Source organism: Vibrio thalassae, from assembly GCF_900089835.1.
Lineage (GTDB): Bacteria > Pseudomonadota > Gammaproteobacteria > Enterobacterales > Vibrionaceae > Vibrio > Vibrio thalassae.
Genome location: NZ_OANU01000007.1, coordinates 24,245 through 46,147, shown reverse-complemented (window position 1 = coordinate 46,147; position 21,903 = coordinate 24,245). Strand labels below are relative to the sequence as shown.

Annotated in this window: 15 protein-coding genes; 10 read left to right on the top strand and 5 right to left on the bottom strand. The window is 45.2% G+C overall.

All coding sequences use genetic code 11. The features are described from left to right. Positions 1-345 precede the first annotated feature (345 nt). Complete coding sequence (locus tag VTH8203_RS04515; RefSeq protein WP_096992587.1) at positions 346-1,590, top strand: MFS transporter; 1,245 nt, start codon at positions 346-348, stop codon at positions 1,588-1,590. Positions 1,591-1,647: 57 nt separating this feature from the next. Here the strand turns inward: VTH8203_RS04515 and VTH8203_RS04510 are convergent, their stop codons facing one another. Both VTH8203_RS04510 and VTH8203_RS04505 read right to left on the bottom strand, forming a co-directional pair. Beyond that, complete coding sequence (locus VTH8203_RS04510) at positions 1,648-2,820, bottom strand: DUF1887 family protein (protein WP_096992586.1); 1,173 nt, start codon at positions 2,818-2,820, stop codon at positions 1,648-1,650. A gap of 207 nt (positions 2,821-3,027) precedes the next feature. Next, complete coding sequence (locus tag VTH8203_RS04505; protein ID WP_096992585.1) at positions 3,028-5,019, bottom strand: methyl-accepting chemotaxis protein; 1,992 nt, start codon at positions 5,017-5,019, stop codon at positions 3,028-3,030. 417 nt (positions 5,020-5,436) lie between these two features. Between VTH8203_RS04505 and hinT the strand changes: the two genes are divergently transcribed. From hinT to VTH8203_RS04460, 9 genes are all read left to right on the top strand, one after another. Further along, positions 5,437-5,787 (top strand): purine nucleoside phosphoramidase, encoded by a 351-nt coding sequence (gene hinT, locus VTH8203_RS04500; protein ID WP_038229554.1) that lies wholly within the window; start codon positions 5,437-5,439, stop codon positions 5,785-5,787. Between the two features lie 78 nt (positions 5,788-5,865). Continuing rightward, positions 5,866-7,269 (top strand): COG3014 family protein, encoded by a 1,404-nt coding sequence (locus tag VTH8203_RS04495; RefSeq protein ID WP_096992584.1) that lies wholly within the window; start codon positions 5,866-5,868, stop codon positions 7,267-7,269. Next, on the top strand, positions 7,269-7,661 hold the full coding sequence (locus tag VTH8203_RS04490; RefSeq protein WP_096992583.1) for a YcfL family putative periplasmic lipoprotein: 393 nt from the start codon (positions 7,269-7,271) through the stop codon (positions 7,659-7,661). The genes VTH8203_RS04495 and VTH8203_RS04490 overlap by 1 nt, the downstream gene beginning before the upstream one ends. Before the next feature lie 40 nt (positions 7,662-7,701). Then, positions 7,702-8,292, top strand: a complete 591-nt coding sequence (lpoB, locus tag VTH8203_RS04485; protein ID WP_006072984.1) for a penicillin-binding protein activator LpoB — start codon at positions 7,702-7,704, stop codon at positions 8,290-8,292. A 10-nt stretch (positions 8,293-8,302) separates the two neighbouring features. Beyond that, positions 8,303-9,145 carry a phosphotransferase gene (locus VTH8203_RS04480; protein ID WP_096992582.1) on the top strand — a complete coding sequence of 281 codons (843 nt, stop codon included), beginning with the start codon at positions 8,303-8,305 and terminating at the stop codon, positions 9,143-9,145. A gap of 115 nt (positions 9,146-9,260) precedes the next feature. Beyond that, complete coding sequence (ycfP, locus tag VTH8203_RS04475) at positions 9,261-9,800, top strand: alpha/beta hydrolase YcfP (RefSeq protein WP_006072986.1); 540 nt, start codon at positions 9,261-9,263, stop codon at positions 9,798-9,800. A gap of 210 nt (positions 9,801-10,010) precedes the next feature. Beyond that, entirely contained in the window at positions 10,011-11,042 is a 1,032-nt protein-coding gene (locus VTH8203_RS04470) for an outer membrane beta-barrel protein (protein ID WP_096992581.1), read from the top strand. Positions 11,043-11,052: 10 nt separating this feature from the next. Beyond that, positions 11,053-15,198, top strand: coding sequence for an Ig-like domain-containing protein (locus tag VTH8203_RS04465; protein WP_096992580.1), 4,146 nt, complete (start codon positions 11,053-11,055; stop codon positions 15,196-15,198). Positions 15,199-15,590: 392 nt separating this feature from the next. After that, positions 15,591-16,880 (top strand): NAD(P)/FAD-dependent oxidoreductase, encoded by a 1,290-nt coding sequence (locus VTH8203_RS04460; protein WP_096992579.1) that lies wholly within the window; start codon positions 15,591-15,593, stop codon positions 16,878-16,880. Positions 16,881-16,929: 49 nt separating this feature from the next. Here the strand turns inward: VTH8203_RS04460 and VTH8203_RS04455 are convergent, their stop codons facing one another. The 3 genes from VTH8203_RS04455 to mfd all read right to left on the bottom strand — a co-directional run bounded on the left by VTH8203_RS04455 (position 16,930) and on the right by mfd (position 21,903). Beyond that, positions 16,930-17,478, bottom strand: a complete 549-nt coding sequence (locus VTH8203_RS04455; RefSeq protein ID WP_096992578.1) for a GNAT family N-acetyltransferase — start codon at positions 17,476-17,478, stop codon at positions 16,930-16,932. Between the two features lie 57 nt (positions 17,479-17,535). Further along, a complete protein-coding gene (locus VTH8203_RS04450) occupies positions 17,536-18,336 on the bottom strand; it encodes a peptidoglycan binding protein CsiV (RefSeq protein WP_096992577.1) in 801 nt (266 codons plus the stop codon). Positions 18,337-18,444: 108 nt separating this feature from the next. After that, positions 18,445-21,903, bottom strand: a complete 3,459-nt coding sequence (gene mfd, locus VTH8203_RS04445; RefSeq protein ID WP_096992576.1) for a transcription-repair coupling factor — start codon at positions 21,901-21,903, stop codon at positions 18,445-18,447.

The following is a 21,903-nucleotide window of genomic DNA, read 5'->3' as shown; positions in this document are numbered from 1 at the left end:
ATAATTAGCGGCAAAGTATATACCCAACACAACTGGGTAGATGACAACTATTCTTTCCTTAAGACTGTTTAGAGTATAACAAAATTGACGCTGAGAGAAGTTAAGGCTTAACACTGGCGATGTTGGGCTATTACGACTTTGTGGGTAGGCTGATATTATCAACACTATAAATAAGCCCATAATTTTTATGGTTAACAACGGGTCAAACAGAGTGTTTACTCGGTTGATAATTTACCTAGATTTGGCGTGGGCTAGCTATTCGCTCAGTAGAAAACGGATCTTTTTGCTGTGGTTTAATTTGTTACCCACAACACTAAGGGTAATGATCTATTGAGGTCTGTGATCATGTTGAAAAAACTTGGCTTAGAGGGCTGGTTTGCCGCGCACTTTGCTTATGGCATTGTGCAAATCGTGTTTATTCCTATGTTAATGCCTTCTTTTATTCTTGCTCGCACTGGTAGTGCAACTCAAGCTGGTCTAGCAATGGCTGTGTTTGGTATGGCGGGTCTTGCTGCTCCAATTATCGGAGTTCTAGCTGACAAGTACAAAGCGCATCGACATGCACAGCTATTCGGTATGATCTGTTATCTGCTTGCTGGGGCAAGTTTCGTCGTCGCGGGCGAGAGTTTTCCATTGATGTTAGTGGGTGCTGCATGCTTCGGTGTCGGCTCAGCTATTCTTCTTATGCTCAATCCAGTTTTTATTACGTTTGCGGGCTACGATACAAAAACTGAGGCGATGAAGCTTGGTCGTATGGCGCAAACGCTTATCATTGGTGCTTTACTATCTGGTGTAGCCTTGGCATATATCACGGATTTAGGTTGGTCCTACGAACAACGCTTTGGCGTTATGATGGCGATAGTTGTTGTGCTGTTCGTTATAACCATGTTTACCAATAAAGCAGCAGCTCAACGAGTACTGGCTAACGCTGAGGCGAGTGCAGAAGCGGATGTCGATGGTAAAGAAGACGTTGGTCTAGTCAAATCATTGTTCTCAAACTTCGGTTTGTTCTTACTTGCCGTTGGTTTGCTATGTGCTGGACAAGGGGCATTTCAGGCTCAATATCCGAACCTATTAGAAAACGCTTACGGTGTCGCGCAATCTCTATCTGCTGCGAATCTCTCGGTGGCGTCAGTTGTAGGTCTGTTTATCTTAATCGCGGCTGAGCGCTTTGTGGCACGCTACGGCAACCTTAGCTTGTTCAAAGTGTCTGCGATTGCTTCCATCATCGTGATTGGTTTGCTTTATGTCATAGCTGAAGCGGGAATGAGTGTGCACTACATTATTACCCTAGGCTTGTTCCTAATCTATCTGCAAGGTATCACTATTACCGATATGATTTCACCAGCGATTGCTGCTCGCTTGACCGTAGTAGGTGGCGGTCTGACTCAAGGCTTAATGATGTTCTTCATCTCATTAGGTTTTGCTGCTGGTAGCGTTATCAGTGGTGTTGCTGTAGATGGGTTTGGTTGGGCAGCGTTACCATTTGCTATTTTAGCCCTGACGATTGCGGCATATGTATGTATTGTAATTGTTGGCGCGAAATACAAAGCGTCGGTAAAGCATAAGCAGCGACAAGCTGCAGCGTAAACGCAAAATCAAAGTAAAAAGCTTGGCGAGAGCCAAGCTTTTTCTGTTTCTATCTGCTTAAGAAAGGTGAGCTTTCTCATCGATACCGCCTGCACCTTTGAACCATTTAGTTAGATGCAGTTTCAGATCCTTCAACTCATCCGGTCCAATGAGGGCTAATCCAAGATCTTCTGCACGGGTAATATCATTGTGACGCAGCGGTCTAAAACTTACCAGCATAGCACGTGCTTGAAGGCCACCTAACAAGTCACGCAGCGATTCCAGTTTGTATAGGGTATCGTCACCATCGTCGCGCATACCTTTGGTCTTACACTCAATAATGTGCAATTTATTGTTTACTACGGATGCGACATCCAGCTCGTTGCGAACTTCTCGCTCACCAAGCTGACGATAGACTTGAACATTTAACGAACGATCTTGAATGGTTGGTAAATCATCCTGAATCTGTTTCACCGTGCTGTGGACGAGGTTCTCTAACCATTCACCGTTAGAGAACCGGCGTGCGTCTTCACTAATAAAGGTCAAAATGCCATTGTCATAAGTTGCAATTTCGGACTCTACCAAGTCACTTAGGAGCATATTGAGTTCGCGATAGCCTTGTTGCTTCTCTGAAAGCTCAACATCCAGTCTTTGTTCTTTTCGGCATGTCGTTGCTAGGTAGTTCAATGTGGCGAGTCCTGGGCCTAATTCCAATGCATGGCTCGCCCATTTTTCGCCCAGTTCATAGAGTTTTTTATCGAGTTGCGGTGGTAGATCGTAATCAGTAAATTCACCACGGGCACCAAAAATCGTTAGGTAGTCACCAATGGTAATGTGGTCTTGGACTTGAGCGTCGGTAGCGCCTTCGGGATACAACCAGCACATTTTGTCACTATTGGGCTCGACAACAAAGATAGGCCAATGGAAGGTTCTGAAGACTTCATACACGGAAAGCAGTCGATGGCGCAGACCGCAACTGGCATTCAATTTGACTTCTAGGTTCTTTTCTTTGAGTTGCTTAGCCAGACCAAGAATTGACTGTTTGATGACCGACGTATTGACGATATTGGGGATTTTGTAAAATTCTGACGTAATGTCTCGCTCTGCCAATACTGAGCTTAAACGCTCATACATTTCAAACTGAGAGTCGTCACCAATAAAGATAATATGACGACTGATGGTTCGGTCATCCAGTAATGGGGTTACCAGACGAATAGGGTCTTGATCAATTATGCCTACATGAACGGCCATTATAGCTTCCTTCAACTACTGGCTTGCTGAAGAAAATGAGAGCATGACATTGGGCGCTGATACTAAAACTTGGGCTTTCAGAATCAAAGGTCATGAAAAGTGAAGCAAGCCATGTCTCAGATATAATGCCGTTGGTTACAAAAAACAAGAGCAGGTCTCAATGAAACCTGCTCTTGGGGGAGAATTTACGCGTTTCTAACATGAAAGTTAGAGTTTGAAGCGATGGACCAGTTCACTTTGTTGGTTTGCTAGGCTAGTTAAGTTTTCACTCGTTGCCGCGATTTGCGACATGGCTTGATAGCTTTCATCAGCGATATGATTAATTTCTTCGATATTCTTAGCAATATCCACCGTGGTTTCACTTTGCTCACCAGCAGCCTGAGAAATATGCGTACTCATTTGGCTGATTTCGATGATCAATGCTTGTATCTCTTCCATGGCTCCGTTCGCGGTAGACGCTTGCTCAACCGACAGTTCCATATCCCTCATACAGTTCTCGATGACTTTACTTGCACTCTCAGAGCTGGCTTGTAAGTTACTGATCATGGTTTCGATTTCAGTGGTAGATTCGGTGGTCTTCTGAGCTAGAACGCGAACCTCATCCGCGACCACAGCAAACCCACGCCCTTGCTCCCCAGCACGCGCTGCTTCAATAGCGGCATTGAGAGCAAGTAGGTTAGTTTGCTCTGCAATGTTGCGTATGACATCTAAAATGCTGCCAATTTGGCTACTCATTTTTTGCAGCTCACCAACCGCTTGAACCGATTCGTTTAGACGAAGTTCTAACTGATTGATGGTGCTGATATTGGTACTCATTATTTGACGACCAGACTCAGAGGCCGATTCGACTTGATGCACCTTCTCCAAAGAGCTTTGCGCACTGTTTGCCACTTCCTGTACTGAATGAGACATTTCGGTCATTGCTGTTGCGACATTCGCGGTTTGCTCACGCTGTGCACTTAATTGGTTTTGTGCACTTAGCGAGGTACGTTGATTGTTGCTTGCAGTATCAGTTAGGTTGTCCGACGCGTCGTTCAATTTGACTAAGACGTTGTGCAGGCTATCTGCCAATGTATTAATGTGATTGCCTAAGCGGCGGAACTCGTTGTTGTATTTCACCTCAATGCGCTGTGTCATATCACCTTCAGTCAAGCTTTCCAGTGTTTTTAACGTACTCTTCAATGGTTGGCGTACGCTTTGTGCAATGTGATAACCAATACCGACGGCTATCAGAATGACCACTAACCCAATCGCAATAGCTTTAACCACACCTTCATCATAAACCGTCCCTGCTTGTTCTAGTGATAGGTTAAGGTTAGCCGTCGCTGTCTCGGTAAAGCCATTGAGGGTTGCCATCGCGCCATCGACTTCGAGTGCAAGATTCTCAATGTTTTGGTAAAGCGCCGCTCGTGCTATTAAATAATTATTATGCTGATCGAGAACACCGCCTTTTTGGCCGACATCTTTTGTAAATTGCTCAACAGAACTTTCGAATGCTTTCTTCAGTTCAGGCATTTGTGTGACCAAGCCTCGATAGGCGTAGTTAAGATGAGTTACGGCTTTGCGGTTTTTATTGACGGCATCTTGAACAAAGGCAGTATCATTACTCGCCAGTGCATCTGAGGTGATAGTCTCGGCATCTTTCAGTTTGATAAAATAGCTTTTCGCCATCACTTTGACTGAAACGCTTGAGGTATCATCCACGTACTCTTTCATACCAACAGATAGATCAGAATGGAGCTTTTGGAATCGGCGGGTAGAGAGTTGTACTTGCTCTTGCGCAGCCAACATGGATTGGTAGTTATCCATTGCCTCTTGAGCTTCCGAGCGGTAGCGCTGTTGAACCTCTCTCAGTTGATTAATTCGATTCTCTAATTCTGGGAAGCCCTTACTGGCGCTGGCCAATTTCTCTAAGTCATGACCAAATTGTTCCATAGAGGCAGAAAACTCATCACGACGCACGGTCATTCTTTCTTCGTTTTGGGTGGTAAGAAAGTCTTTGAAAGATTTGTCAGCTGACAATAACTGAACGCTGGTTTGGTTCGAGAGTGAGACCAAGGGGAGGGAAGAGTTAGAAACAGACCCAAAATACTGATGAATTTGATTCATGCCACTGAGCATAATCATGATGGTAATAACAAAAAGAATCACGATGAGTGTAAACCCAGCGTACATCCTCCGTATAACGGAACCCTGCATATATTTCTCTCCCTAGTAGCGTTGTAGCTATACAAAAATCATACAAAATTTAACTGGACGCTTTACACTAAACCTTGCACTATCCGCTAACACTTGCGTCAGGTCAGTATTGAAGTTTGGCGCTTTTGTCTCTTTATCGTTACAAATAACAAAAACTGAAATATATATGACTTGCAGCGCTACGTTTTATGACGCACTCGGCAAAAATGTAATAAAACCAAAGGTTTTAAAGGGATTTGTTGTCTCAAAAAAAGACTTCTTGCGAAAATAGGTTGAGAATTGAACAAGAGCGAAAACAATGAGCTATGTTGGCTTTGCTTTAAATTGTGATTCTATAGACCTTAGTGCATACTTCTAAAGTAAGTATGTGCTGACGATTTGGTGTCAGTATAATTGGTTTGGTAATTGGAGAACTTCATGGCTGAAGAAACCATTTTTAGCAAAATTATTCGTAAAGAAATCCCCGCCGATGTGTTGTACCAAGATGATCTTGTCACAGCGTTTCGCGACATCAATCCACGTGCTCCGAGTCACGTGCTGATCATTCCAAACAAACTAATTCCAACCGTTAACGAAGTCGAAGCAGACGATGAAGCGATGATGGGCCGTATGTTCACTGTTGCGAGAAAAATTGCGCACGATGAAGGTATTGCAGAAGACGGCTATCGCCTGATCGTTAACTGCAACTCACATGGTGGTCAAGAGGTGTACCATATTCACATGCACCTAGTTGGTGGTCGTCCTTTAGGCCCATTATTGATGAGCTAATTTTAAGTGGCTTTGGCAACTTAGTGTCTTTAAGACTGTCAAGGCCTCACCTTTGGTACCCATTCTCTTCAAAAAACTATGTTAATACGTAGCGTTAAACACGCCTTTATCGTCATACTTACCGCTTCACTTACTGCTTGCGCAGGGTTAAGTGCAGGGAACCTGTTCAGTCATTATACCCAGCAAAATACGGTGGTGTATCAAGCGGTGAAAGCAGGTCAATATGAAAAAGCGCAAGCTGCACTTCCTTCACCTGAGACTATCGTCGCAGGTGACATCCTTGATAATTTTGAGCGTGGTCGAGTTGAATTCCTGAACCAAGCCTACCCACAAAGTAAGTCAGCATTCGAATTGAGTGATAAAGCGGTGAGAGTGCAGCAAGACAAAGCGCTGATATCTATTACGGATACGGCGACGAGTGTCGGTGCGTTAGCCGTCAATGACAATATTACTGCGTATGTGCCACCGGATTACGAACTGGGTTATTTACACCTTTACTTGGGGCTCAACTACATTCAAAAAAACGATTTGGAAGGTGCTCTGGTTGAGGTGCGACGCGCAAACCAAGTTCAGCAGCGAGCGCGCGAGGCTAGAGAGAAAGACCTGCGCTCTGCGGAAGCGGAGATGAAACAGAAGGGACTATCTCCCAATTTAGGCTCAGTATTGTCTCGTTATCCTGATGCTGGCAACAAACTTAAAGCGATTCAAAACGGCTATTTGCTATTTTTGTCAGGTCTAATGTATGAAGCATCAAACGATTTGAACGGTGCGTACATAGATTACACACGAGCATTGGCTGTTGCCCCTGATAACGACGCCGTTGTTGATGCGGTGATTCGAGTGGCTAAACGCTCCAGTCGAAATCAAGACCTTGCTAAACTGAAAAAGCAGTATGGGGATAGGCCGAATGTCAAAGCGGGCGAGGGCCGTATTATCGTGCTTGAGGAGCAAGGGGTTGTAAATGCGATGCAGTCCTGGAACCTAACTTTGCCTGTTTATGACAGTCAGGGCAACACTGCGCTATACACTGTCGCGTTGCCGTATTATGTACCAGCGGTGGCACCGAAGTTTTCTCGTATGGTGTTAGATGGAAAAGCATTTAAGTCGAGTGAATTAGTCGATACCAATTTGATGGCGCAGCAACAATTGACTGAAAATATGCCGACTATTCTATTGCGCCAAGCGCTGAGAGTGTATGCGAAAGACCAAATTCGGAAGAGTACGGCGAAAGATGACGATGTGGGTAACCTTATCTTTAACGTTTGGAATACATTGACCGAACAGCCAGATACTAGAAGTTGGCAAACGCTACCGGGTGTGGTTAACGGAGCGAGTCAGATCGTTAAAGCAGGTAGTCACACGCTAACATTGGATGGACAAGACTATACTTTTGATGTGAGAGACAGACAAACCACCTTGGTTTGGGTATCGCGTCAAGGTGGAAATGCCACTATTTGGCATAAACAATTAGGAAGAATGTAATGAAAAGATGGGTAGTGAGTATTGGCGTGTTGTTGGCGCTATTCGGCTGTGCTTCCAATAAAACGTCAGGAATTAAGATTGAAGGCCAAACTCAGGCAGTGCTCTATGGTGATGCACAAATGGGTAAGAAGTTCTCTATTGATGACATTTCAACTATTGATACCAATGGTCACGCAAGAGCGGTAGTTCGCTTGTCGAATACCACATCGACTGATCAAATTATTCAATACCGTTTCTATTGGTATGATGCGCAAGGACTTGAAGTAAATACCAAACAGGCCCCTTGGAAAAGAGCCATCTTACGCGGTGATGAAACTGTTACCCTGTCTGAGGTGTCTGTAAACCCGAATGGTAAAGAATTCCGTGTGCAATTGCGCGGAGCGGATGAGTAATTTCCACCCGTTGGAAAGTAAGTAACACTAAGGAAACAAAATGAAAAAAAGTATTATTGCTTTGTTGGGTTTGGCTGTCATTCTCGGTGGCTGTTCAAATAAAGTAAGTTACGGCGACGCGCAAGCTACTGAAACGACAACTATCGATTTCGGTTCGACTGACCTACAGAAGATCGCTGGTGATATGGTTGATAGCATGCTGATGTCAGGCTCAGTTGCGGCAATCACGCGCGACAGCCGCCCAATTGTATTTGTTGAACGTATCAAGAACAAAACAACGGAGCACATTGATACCGAGTCCATCACGGACAGCATCAGTACTAAAATGCTGAACTCTGGCAAGTTCCGTTTCGTAGATATGGATCGTGTTGAGTCTGTACGCGAACAGCTTAACTTCCAAAACAATGATGAGCTAGTGAACCAAAGCACAGCTATCCAATTCGGTAAAATGGTTGGTGCGCAATACATGCTTTACGGTAACCTAAGTAGTATCGTTAAAGAAGCGGGCAGCGATAAAGACGTATACTACAAAATGACTATGCGTCTTATGGATCTAGAAACGGGTCTGATTGAGTGGGCTGACGAAACTGAAATTCGTAAGCAAGAGTCTCGTTCAGTACTAGGTCTATAACAAGCGCTCAATGCTTAATTGGATTGATGCGGTCCAGCAATCACCGGATTTAGCTGGACTATCTTCCTTGGTAAACGAAGTGCCCTTAGGGGCACTTCCGTTATCTGGCGGCCTGACAAATCGCGCATGGCGTGTATTGACCTCATCTTATGGATGGGTGATTTGGCGCGCGAATTCATCGCTATGTCAGTCATTTGATATTAGTCGTGACAATGAAGCTGAAGTTTTGAACTCGGTTGCCGGACACCTCCCTACTAACAAAGTCATTGCTCGCGGCCCACTAGGCATCGTGCTCAGTTGGTGCAGTGGTGTTCCTGTTAGTCATATAGACGACCATTCAAAGGTCATCGCCCTTCTTGCGAACATTCATACCATTCAACCTATCGGTCAGGTGCGACGTTTTGATTACCAAGCCAAAGTGGATCATTACTGGTCTCAGCTTGACGATTCTGTTCTAAAGCGGCGCTTTCGTCTAATCTACGAAAGCCTTCGAACGCTACCAAAATTAAGCTGTGCGCAACAAGCGCTTTGTCATTTTGATTTTGGCCTTCATAACTTAGTGCAGAATGAAACGGGCCTTGCGGTAATTGATTGGGAATATGCTGCTATTGCAAGTCCAGTGCTGGACTTAACAATGACCTTAGATATGCTGCAATTGGATGTTGTCACAGGGATTGAACTCTACAAACAGCATCAGCCTAAGATAGATAGTAAATCTTGGCAACAGGATGTAAAAATCTGGCAGCGGCAATCGCAGATGATGGCTATGCTCTGGTATTTACTTGCAGCACAGGTGTGGCAGGACGATGGTTTTTTAGCCGAAGCTGAGACGATTTATCTGCGATTATGTTGAGGGGATCACTGTTTAACGTTATCTTTTCTGAAAAATCATCTTACCCCCTATGAAACTAGGGCTTTCGTGGTAGATTTAACGAAAGCGTACCAATAAGGACGGATTGAGAGGTACTATGATTATTTATCTTCACGGCTTCGATTCAACAAGCCCAGGCAACCATGAAAAAGTGCTTCAGTTGCAATTCATTGACGAAGATGTTCGTTTCGTCAACTACAGCACACTTCACCCTAAGCATGATATGCAGCACCTTCTTAAAGAAGTGAACAAGCTGGTTCAAGAGTCGAAGGACGAAGCGCCGATCATTTGTGGTGTTGGTCTGGGAGGCTACTGGTCAGAGCGCATCGGCTTTTTGTGTGGCATTAAGCAAGTTATCTTCAACCCTAATTTACATCCTGAAGTAAACATGCAAGGTCGTATTGATCGCCCAGAAGAATATGAAGACATTGCCACTAAGTGTGTTGAAAAGTTCCGTAGTAAAAATGCGGGTCGTTGTATGGTCATTTTGTCCAAAGAAGACGAAATTCATGACAATCAAAAAACGGCGGACGCCCTCAAAGATTATTACGATGTAGTGTGGGATGAAACTCAAACTCATAAATTCAAGAAGATCTCTCAGCACCTTCAAACAATGAAGGCGTTTAAAGAATCGTAATGTAAGAAACGTCCGAGTGGCGTGTGCTAATTTTTACAAAAGCAGCGTAATTTGCTGCTTTTTTTTGTCCATTGCTGTAACAACTGTCACATATGATTAAGATTTTATATGTTACACCTAATTAAATTAGGTTGGTTACTTATACAAGGTCAATTTCACATACTTCAGTAGCCTGCCTTACGCTCGTATTAGACGAAAACGGAGGAAGCAGTGGTTTCTACTCATAAAGTACTCAGTTTAGCGATAGTTCTATCGCTCAGCTTTAACGCCCTCGCCGATGAAACGTTGGCTGACAGTGACGCTTTTTCATCACATTGGTACCTAGGAGGAAAACTAGGTGCAATGAAATACCAAAATGCCTGTGAAGATTGGGCGGTAGATTGTGATGGAACTGATGTTGCGTTTGGGGGATTTGTTGGCTATCAGGTTTGGCAGCACTGGGGACTGGAATTAGGCTATCTCGATTTCGGTGAAGCGAAGGCTATGTATCCAGAAAGTGGTAAAGTCAACCAATATACGGGCTCTATGTCTGGTATAGAAATGTCAGTGGTAGGTCGCATCCTGGTGACCAATAATTTGGACGCGTTTGCAAAAGCGGGCATGCTCTACTGGCAAGGTAAGAATAGCGGACCAACCAGAACTCTAACAGATGACGGTTGGGCTCCAACAGCTGGCGTCGGCTTGGAATACCACTTCTCAAATCATTGGGCGGGCAGAGTAGAGTACCAATATGTCGATGCGCTTGGCAGCGACAAACTTGGCGGCAGTAACGGGCATCTGGCTACTTTAGGTATTGTGTATCGATTTAGCTCGGCAGAAGATTCCAATCCAGAGACTCAAACCGATCCCAAACCAGTTACTCCAATAATAACAACGCGCTTGCCAGAGCTGCATTCTTCGGTTCTCTTCGCATTTGACTCCGAGAAAATTGAGAATGTTGAGGCGCTTAACCCTATTGTCTATCGATTAACTCGCTATCCTGAAACTCGTGCAACCGTATATGGTTACACCGATTCTACTGGACCGAATGAGTACAACCAAAGCTTGTCCGAGCGTCGAGCAAATGCGGTTTATGAGTACCTAAAACATGCGGGTGTAAGTACGGAGCAGCTAAAGGTTGCTGGCTATGGAGAAGACTCTCCTCTCGTTCCTAATGACACGACGGAACATCGTCATATGAATCGAAGAGTGACCGTTCATATGGAAGAAATGACGATCCCGTCCAGCGCTAATCAAAACTAAAGAGTGACTCATGCAGATGACAAAAACATTTTATCGCTTATGTGTGTTATGGATGACATTCTTTTTGGCGGCATGTAATGGAGATAATAGTGGCTTTCCAACCAGTGAATGCGGCGGGCCAGATAATCCGTGTGCACCTTATATTACCAGTATCGCTGTTGTGCCACCGGTCAAGGCGATAGCGAATGGGACACAGTATCAGTTTCAAGCAATAGCGAATTATTCTGATGGCAGCGTTCAAGATATTTCAGCGTTGTCACAGTGGAGTATTATCGATTCCTCTATTGCGACGATTGTCGCTGATGGCACACAAGGTGGACTTGTTGGCGGAAAGCAAATCGGAATTACGACGGTCAACGCTCAGTATCAAACCTACCAAGCTTCATCGGAACTAACGGTTACTGCTGCTGTTTTGGATTCGTTGTCTATCTCTCCTGTTAACAAGACGGTTCCAGCAGGTATCGCTGTTCAGTATCAAGCCATAGCGCTCTTCTCTGATGCAAGCCAACAAGACGTTACTAAATTCGGTAACTGGCAAAGTGGCACGACTAATGTCGCAACGATAGGTTCGCAAAGCGGTAATGCCGCCACATTATCTCAAGGCACGACTCAGATCAGTTTTAGCTATCAAGGTAAGTCGGTACAAACGGATTTGACCGTTACTAATGCGGTTATATCGAGTTTACAGGTCACCCCAAAAAATCTGGCGAAGCCTGTGGGTACAACAGGTAAATACACTGCGACCGCGTATTATTCAGACGGTCATAGTGAAGACGTAACGCAATTAGCTACATGGAATTCGTCAAATGGTAGAGCAGTTTCAATTGTAGCGAATGGCACAGATGGCGGCTTGGCGACGGCGAACGAGATCGGCACAACCCAAATCACCGCAAGCTATCAAGGCATCGCATCATTCTCAAAAATGAGTAATACCATTTCCGATAGTACAGCAGCGACCGTGACTCAGCTCTCCGTTACCGATTTGGTGGTGACACCAGCAAAATCCAGCGTAGCTGCGGGTAATATTCAGCAGTATCAGGCTTTCGCTTTATTTAGTGATGGGACAAGTCGAGAGGTAACTGAGCTAGCAAGTTGGCAATCATCCAACAACAGTGTGGCGTCTATTAATCAAAAAGGACTGGCAGATAGTTACCAAAGTGGTGATGTCACAGTGACAGCTACTTATGCCAGCCAACAAGCAGGTGCTTTATTGAATGTGACTCAAGCTCAGCTAACAGAGCTGGTGGTCTCTCCAAACAAGGTGACTATACCAGCAGGGCATCAAACTACGCTTCAAGCTGTTGCAGTGTATAGTGATGGGTCATCGAATGATGTGACTCTGCAATCGGTTTGGACATCAATGGACCAGAGTTTAGTACAAGTTGAAACCGGTAATATAAGCGCCGGAACGGTACATGGTTTAGTTCAGGGCCAAGCGGATGTCACGGCAAAATTTGGCGGTATGGAACAGAGCAGCATGATCACGGTAAGTAGCGCAACGCTAACGTCGGTATCCATATCACCTGCTAATGCAACGATTCCAAAAGGAACAACACAAAGTTATGTTCTTACCGCTCAGTATTCAGATGGAAGCAAACGAGATGTCAGCATTTTGAGTAGTTGGCAATCCAACAATACTGATATTGCGACTATTAACGCCTTTGGCGTGGCATATGGAGAGCAGCAAGGAGCTAGCCAGATCAGCGGATGCTATTTGGGGGAGTGTGATACCGCGAACCTTTCTGTCACTCAAGCGGTAGTAACAGGCCTGCAAGTGACGCCCGCTAGCGCCACTATTGCCGATGGTCAGAGTCAGTACTATCAAGCGACTGCGTTATACTCGGATGGGACAAGTAAAGTGGTGACTGAGATCGCAACCTGGACTTCTTCGGATATCAATATTGCTACTATTTCTTCTACAGGAACAACAGGGGGAAAAGCGACGGGGGTTGATCCGGGAAGTGTTGTTATTTCGGCGCGTTATGCGGGTCAGCAAAGTCAGGCAACGTTAACTGTAACAGCCGCAACGGCAGTTAAGTTGATTGTGTCCCCGGCCATTACTAAAGTTCCTCTTGGATTAAACTTACCGTATCATGCGGATGCGCTCTACACAGATGGAACCTTGCAAGATGTCACCTTGCTGTCAGTTTGGCAAAGCTCGGATAACGATGTTGCTTCTATAGATGCTTCGGCGAATGCGACGACGTTTGTTGCAGGTCAAACGACAATCAGCGCTCAGTATTTGGGCCTTAATGGTGAAGCAAGTTTAACGGTTACTGCAGCGGTGCTTGATCACCTAGAAGTAACGCCAAATACCGTTACAGTACCAACAGGCACAAATGGGCAGTTTGAAGCAACGGCTGTCTATAGTGATGGAAGCAGTGTTGATGTCACATCCAGCGCTAATTGGAGCAGCTCCGATTCAATCGTAGTCAATGTTGATAACAGCTTGGCTAACGCGGGGGTAGGTAGTGCCTTGAGTGTTGGTAATGCAGTGATCACTGCTACCTACTCTGGCATGAGTGATACTTCTAGTGTCACCGTTGTTGCCCCAAGCTTGGTTGAACTTACCATTAGCCCTCAAAATGAGACCGTACCGCTGGGTTTAGAGGTACAATATGAGGCCCACGCTCGCTATTCAGATGGTACTAGTAAGACCGTAACTTCAGAGTCGAGTTGGCAAAGCAGTATGACGACGGTGGCGACAATTAGTGCCAATGGTTTGGCTTCAACCGTTTATACGGGGGAGACTCAAATCAGCGTGACTTTTGAGTCAATTACTGCGTCGACATCGTTGATAGTTACAGAGCCAATTTTAATTGAGTTACAGGTTACGCCCGCCACCGCTACTATTAACATTCAAGATCTACAGCAATATAAAGCAACAGCGGTATTTTCAGACAAAACCGTGACGGATGTGACGACAGGGGCTACTTGGACGATTGCTGATGATGTGGTTGCCCATGTGGATAACGCTCGTTTTAGAGAAGGATTAGTCACAGGTTTAAGCTCTGGACAAACGTCGGTTATTGCAAATTATTATGGTAAAACGGCAAACGCAGAAGTGGTGGTCGGCAGTCTGACCTATCTGGGTGTGGACGTTGAACCTGCTGATTCCATGGTCAAAGTAGGAGACACTAAGCAACTTACTGCCTATGCGGTGTATAAAGACGTCAATACTAATAAAATCTCTTACAAAGATGTAACTACGCTTAGTGATTGGCGAGTTCAAAACAGAGACAAGCTTGCTGTCAACACAACAGGTTTGATTGAGGGCAAGTCTGCTGGTGGGAGTTTGGTGTACGCAATTTATCAAAATATTGAAGGTGCTGGACAGGTCACCGTTGTTGATACATACGTGAGGCAGTTGGTTGTTACACCGGATAATGAGACAGTACCAGAAGGGACTGTAGGACGATATAAGGCGATTGCTAAATATCATCAAGGCTTGCCTGATGAAGATGTAACTTCAAAAGCGACGTGGTCTTCTAGTGACCCTACTGTGATTCAAGTGGTCACCACAGGGGAGTTAGGAGGTAGTGGTGAAGCGTTATCCGCAGGCAGCGCGCAGATCAAAGCTGAGTTTGATGGGGTTGAGGATGAGGTAACTACCACGGTTGCTCCTCTAGTTCTAGCACAAGTCGCAATAGAACCAAGACAGGATATCCTCTATTCGGGAACACCATTCCAATACCATGCTATTGCATACTATCAAGGTGGGTCGAGTAAAGATGTTACCTTAGATGCTGAATGGTCGAGCAGCGATACCACTGCCGCGACGATTGAATCCGGAAATGCCAAGGCGGGCTTGGCGCAAGGTGTCTATGAAGGAGAGCGCGCGAGGATTACGATGTCATACCAAGGCATGACAGATTTTGTTGAAACGCAAACCTACGCTGCCACAACAACAAAGGTAGAAATTGTGCCACAAAATATCACGGTTGCTACTGGTGATACTGTTGAGGTAACTGTTAATGTCACTTTCTCTGATGGTCGTGTTGAGAACTACGCCAAATATGTCTCTTGGAGCAGCTCAGACATGAATGTTGCATACCCTTTCAAGCAATATGTAAGTGGTATTTCGGCAGGTACCGCTACCATCACTGCATCATTTGAAAATGTCACAGGTGATGCGTTAGTTACGGTAACGCCCTAGTTATTGACCTTGATATTATGAAGTTAAATACGGCTCCCTTGAGGAGCCGTTTTTAGTGATGGAACTATCGATTAACAAATGGCCATTTAATTCACTTAACAAAAATAATTCCATTGAATAGTTGCGGTCATTTATTTGCTCTATATAATAAAACGGTTCCACATTATTTGATAAATATCAAAAAAAGTTGAGAGCAAGAAGAGAACTTGCCCTAAGATGTTCAAACAAAAGCGATTTTGAACGAGTTTTAAAGTGAAACTGGATCGTACCGCGCAGAGACAGTCAATGGTTGGCCGACCTGCGTTTACTGACCGAATTTTTAGCATTTTGATCTTGGTCAGAATGCACCCCCGTTTTATCACTTTCAAATTTCACTTTTGAGGAGAGCCATTGTGACGAATATTGTCGTTGTTGGTGGTGGCGCAGGCGGACTTGAGCTTGCGACCAAATTAGGCCGAACGCTCGGACGTAAAGGGCGCGCCAATATTACGCTTGTGGATCGTAAAGCAAGCCACCTATGGAAGCCGCTTTTACACGAAGTAGCGACAGGCTCATTGGATGAAGGCGTGGATGCGCTGAGTTATCGTGCGCATGCGAAAAATCATCATTTTGACTTCCAAATGGGCAGTCTTAAGGAGATTAATCGTGAGAACAAGACCATTACGCTTGGTGAGCTACGAGACGAACATAATGAGCTACTGATGCCGAGTCGTGATATTGCTTACGATATCCTTGTGCTTGCGATTGGCTCTACGTCTAATGACTTCAACACCCCAGGTGTACGTGAAAACTGTATTTTCCTAGATAGTCCAGAACAGGCTCACCGTTTCCGCACGGAAATGAACAACGAGTTTTTGAAGTTACACGCGAAAAATGGTCACGGTACAGTGGACATCGCTATCGTTGGTGCTGGTGCAACAGGCGTAGAATTGTCTGCCGAGTTACACAATGCCGTTAAAGAGCTTCGCACTTATGGTTTTGGTGATCTTGATTCGAGTAAGCTTAACGTGAACTTGATTGAAGCAGGCGAGCGAATTCTACCGGCACTACCACCGAGAATTTCAAGTGCAGCGCACTCTGAGTTGACTAAACTAGGTGTCACAGTTCGTACCTCTACTATGGTGACTCAAGCCGAAAAAGACGGTTTAACGACCAAAGATGGCGAAAAGATTCCTGCGCAAATTATGGTTTGGGCTGCAGGCATCAAAGCACCAGATTTTATGAAAGATATTGCCGGACTGGAAACGAACCGCATTAACCAATTAGTGGTGAAAGACACCCTGCAAACCACACGTGATGACGATATTTTTGTTATCGGTGATCTTGCTCAGTGCACACAGGCAGATGGTCAGTTTGTTCCGCCACGTGCTCAAGCTGCACACCAAATGGCGAGCCGTGCCTTTAGCAATATTGTCGCCAAGTTAACAGACCGCGAGCTCAAACCATACGTGTATAACGATCATGGTTCGTTAGTATCATTGAGTCGTTTCTCAACGGTGGGAAGCTTAATGGGTAACTTAACTAAAGGCTCGATGATGGTGGAAGGGCGAATTGCTCGCGTCGTTTATATCTCCCTGTATCGAATGCACCAAGTGGCGCTTCACGGTATGGTGAAGACTGGATTGATGATGTTGGTAGGTCGTATTAACCGCGTATTAAGACCAAATCTAAAATTGCATTGATACCCCAACAAGAGGCGCTGGAAAGCGCCTCTTTTTTATTCTCGGTCTGCTATGACGGTCGAGGGGGCACCAGAGAATACACCCATCCCGCCTTTGGTTTACCCTCAAAAACAAAGCGATTTTGTGCCACACATTCATAGGTTGCACCAACTCGCTGCGCAAGTTGGTGGCTTGGGATATTATCCGGATCACAAACTATCTCCAACCGAGTGAGCAGTAAGTGGGTAAAGCTAAACTCGATCAAGGCATCTAGCGCTTCATGTGCGTACCCCTGTTGCTGCGCACTGTCTTTTAGCCAATATCCAATACTTCCCATATTGAAGGTGTGATAGAACTCGTTTAACGCCACCATCCCCAGAAACTGGTCATCCTGGCGGTCAAAGAGGGCAAAACCAAAAGCGATGGCTTTCACCCAGTTAACTCGTGTCGCGCTGATAAATTCCATTGCTTCATTATGAGTAAAGTCTTTGTGGCACCAATCGACCCATTGATGCAGTGAAGGAGAGGTTTGAATGGTCGTAGCGAGTTGCTCAGCGTCATTGAGTTCAAGTAATCGAAGGCATAATCTTTTGGTATAGATGGTGTAATGCGTATTCATAATGCCTTGGAAGGGAGGTTAAATTGAAAAAGGGCCATATTTTAGGCCCTTGTTATATTAGTTTGGTACTCTTCGTACTTGGATGATCATTCCCATTAACGGATGATCAAGGTAGTGAGTCTCGCTACTTCTCATACGACGTTTCTGGTCAAAGCGATAATCCTTAAGAAACGTTTGTACCTCGCGTTGTGGTTCGATGGACTGCAAGTTACCTGCGATCACGTTACTGTCATCGGTTGTTACTTCAGTCGTTATGTCCTCAGTCGTTGATATCGGCGCTTGTGTCGTGACCGAGTCAGCGACAATCACTTCTTTTGTACTTGGTGAGCGCAAATCAAGCTGAGCTTCTGCATACAGATAATGTTGAACATATATTTGTAATTTGCCGACTAATTCGTACAAAGGCTTATCGATAGCGATTTCGGTGACACCATCAACGGGGCTCGTCACATTACTAGTGCTGCCTTTTTCGGTACCATCGGCATTGAAGCTACCAGAGTAATCTTTACCTGCGCGAATATAGAAAATTGGCGCAGAACCTCTACCGTTATCACCTTGACGCCAAGCCTTATGAAGCAAAACCGTATAGCCAGCGTGATTCTTTAGCTTAGCGGCTTCATCATTTAATTGGTATGAAGAGTATGGCAGCATTTGAACGCCTTTCGACGCACGATAACTGGCATCGTTCATTGAACCTGCGCGACTAAAGTCTATTTGTGGCATGCTGTTTGGCCAAGACTCGTTTACCTTTTCAGGGTTTACCGCACGTTTGAAAACGATCACTTCTATATCAAATTGTCTTTGTGCCAGACTTGGCATAGAGACCAATAGGAGTAGCAGTGGGATCAGTTTTTTCATTGTTTCTCCATTGATTGCCACTATCATTGAGTGCAATCCCATTATATCAAGTAATACAGGACGTTGCTGAAACATTTCATTGTGAAAAATCGTTACAGCTTTCAGCGCCTATGAGTTCGGAAGTCGATTGGCTTCAAACTCGTCAAGCATGTTATTGAGGTAACTTAGACGTTGACGCCTATCAGTTAAAGCCTCCATAAACTTGAATTTCGTTGGCCCTTCCATTGCAAACTTAGTTGGCTGTGCTTGAAGTAGTTTAACCAAGAAGGCTGGGTTAATGTCAGCATCCGGATAAAATTCAATATAGCCACCTTTGTCATGAGCTTCTACTTTTTTGACCTTGAGTGCTCTGCCACGAAGTTTCATCTGAGAGACAGCAAGCAGGTGCTTGGCTGCATCAGGCAACAAGCCAAATCTATCTATCAGTTCCACTTTAAGCTCATCGAGTTCTTCATTATCTGCGACGCTCGCGATTCGCTTGTACATGGATAGGCGAGTATTGATGTCCGGAATATAGTCATCTGGAAGCAAAGCAGGGATGCGCAATTCGACCTCGGTTTGTTCTCGTAGCAGATCATCCAAAGAAGGCTCCTTACCTTCTTTGAGTGCTTCCACCGCTTGCTCTAACATTTCCATATATAGAGAGAAACCAACGGATTGGATTTGACCACTTTGCTCGTCGCCCAAAAGCTCACCGGCACCACGAATTTCTAGATCATGAGTTGCCAGGGTAAAGCCCGCGCCAAGATCTTCTAATGAAGCGATAGCATCGAGTCTTTTCACTGCATCTTTGGTCATCGCTTTAGGATGCGGTGTTAACAGATAAGCGTAGGCTTGATGGTGTGAACGACCTACTCGTCCACGTAGTTGGTGAAGCTGCGCTAAACCAAGGTTATCGGCGCGATCCATGATGATGGTGTTGGCCGTTGGAACGTCAATACCGGTTTCAATGATGGTCGTACAGACCAGTAAATTAAAACGCTGATGGTAGAAATCATTCATAACGCGCTCAAGCTCACGCTCACGCATCTGACCATGTGCAACGGTCACGCGCGCTTCGGGTGCCAGCTTTTCTAAATCTGCTGCTACCTTCTCAATAGTTTCCACTTGATTGTGAAGGAAATAGACTTGCCCACCACGCATGATTTCACGCAGTATCGCTTCTCGTATGACACTGTCTTCGCTCTGGCGGACAAAGGTCTTAATAGCAAGGCGTCTTGCTGGTGGTGTCGCAATGATGGAAAGATCACGCATGCCACTCATGGCCATGTTGAGCGTTCGTGGAATAGGTGTGGCCGTCAATGTCAGAATATCGACATCGGCGCGCATTGCTTTCACTTTCTCTTTCTGCCTCACCCCAAATCGATGCTCTTCATCAACAATGAGCAAGCCAAGATCTTTAAACCGAATGTCACTAGAGAGCAATTTGTGCGTACCGACGACGATATCGACTTTACCCTCTGCGACATCTTGTAAGATGATTTTTTGTTCTTTCGCTGATTTAAATCGTGATAAAACTTCAACACGGATCGGCAAGTTGGCAAATCGATCACGGAAGTTCTCAAAGTGTTGCTGTGCAAGTAGCGTAGTTGGTACCAATACCGCGACTTGTTTACCGTTATCAGTTGCTACGAAAGCGGCGCGCATTGCCACTTCGGTTTTACCAAAACCCACATCACCACAGACTAGACGATCCATGGCTTTTGGCTGGCACATATCAGACATGACAGCGTTGATAGCTTGGGCTTGATCGTCCGTTTCCTCAAATGGGAAACCGGCTTTAAACGTAGCGTATTGGTCACGATCTAAACTGAACTTAAATCCTGGTTTTAGTTCGCGTTTCGCGTACACATCGAGTAGTTCAGCTGCGACATCACGCACTTTTTCTGCCGCTTTTCTACGTGCTTTCGCCCAGGATTCACTACCTAATTTATTGAGTGGTGCTGACTCGTCTGCACCTCCGGAATAACGCCCAATTAAATTCAAAGAAGCAACAGGAACATACAACTTAGCGTCGTTTTGGTACTCGAGTGTGACGTATTCTGTCATCATGCCGCCAGCTTCTAGCGTCTGCAAGCCAACGTAGCGTCCAATACCGTGGTCGATATGTACGACGGGTTGTCCCGGCTTAAGTTCTGCAAGGTTGCGTATGACGGTGTCACTATTGATTGAGCGTTTCTCTTTCTTGCGCCTTTGGATGACGCGATCGCCCAGCATGTCGCTCTCGCAGATCAAAGCAAATTGTTGTTGATAGGCGAAACCGTGTTCACATTGGCCAATGACTAAAGTGAACTTTTCGTCACTTTTCAGTGCATCAATGAAGTGTTCTTTTTCTTGAGGTCTTAGTTTTATGCGATGCAGTAATTCAAGTAAGGCTTCCCTGCGACCCTCCGACTCCACGGAAAAAATCACCTTGCCGGGAAATTGCTCGGTGAACTGGCGAATTTGTGCCATCGGTTCTTTTAGCTGATGTTGCACCGCTAAATCAGGCAGCGCTTCTACAGGGACATTAACCCGGCCTGCTTTTTCATCAATAGTGTCAATGGAGCAATGCAGCTGAGGGTAGGCTTTTAATTGAGAGAAGAACTCATCCTTTTGTAACCACAGCGCGTTGGGTTCAAGCAATGGACGTAAAGGATCCACTCGTCGTTGTTCGTAGCGAGTATCAACATCCGATAAGAAGGTATCAACAGCGGACTCTATATCACCGACAGCAATAATTTGTGAATCTGGGCTGATATAATCAAAAAGTGTTTCAGTGTGCTCAAAAAATAAAGGCTGCCAATATTCAATACCTGCAGGCCAAGTCCCTTTTGTGACTTGCATATACACGGATTCAGGTTCGCGACGTGCCTCAAATTGCTGTCTCCAGCGGACACGAAACTCTTCGATTGCTTCTTTTGTCGTCGGAAATTCGTGAGCAGGAAGCAGCCGAATTTCACTTATGTCTTCGATGGAACGTTGGTTCTCTGGATCAAAGGTGCGAATAGTGTCGATTTCGTCATCGAAAAAGTCGATGCGATAGGGGGCTGAGCTCCCCATTGGATAAAGATCGAGGATAGATCCCCGACTTGCGTATTCTCCGGGACCAAAAACTTGATCCACGTGACGATAACCGGAGTTTTCTAGCTGCAAACGAAGCTTATCTAACGAAAACAGATCGCCAGTTTTCACCATCAAGGTATGTTGCATCAAAAAGTCGCGGGGGCTCTGCCTTTGCAATAACGTGCTGACAGGAACGATAGTGATGCCTTTGGACTGTTGAGGTAACGCGTACAGTCTGGCGATGCGATCCGAGATGATATCCTGATGCGGCGAAAAGTTATCATATGGCAGTGTTTCCCAATCGGGAAACAAAGCAATGTCTCCAGGGAAAAACTGTTCAAGCTCACCTTGAAGTTTAAGAGCCAGTTGCGGATCAGGCACTACCAATAAGGTATGGTCACTGTGGGCGTTAGCGTGCTCACTGATGGCGAGCGCTAACGCTCCTCCAATTAGGTTACCGAGAAATTTTCTATCTCCCGCACCACTTGGAGTATTAAGAGGAAGTAGTTGACAATTACTCAT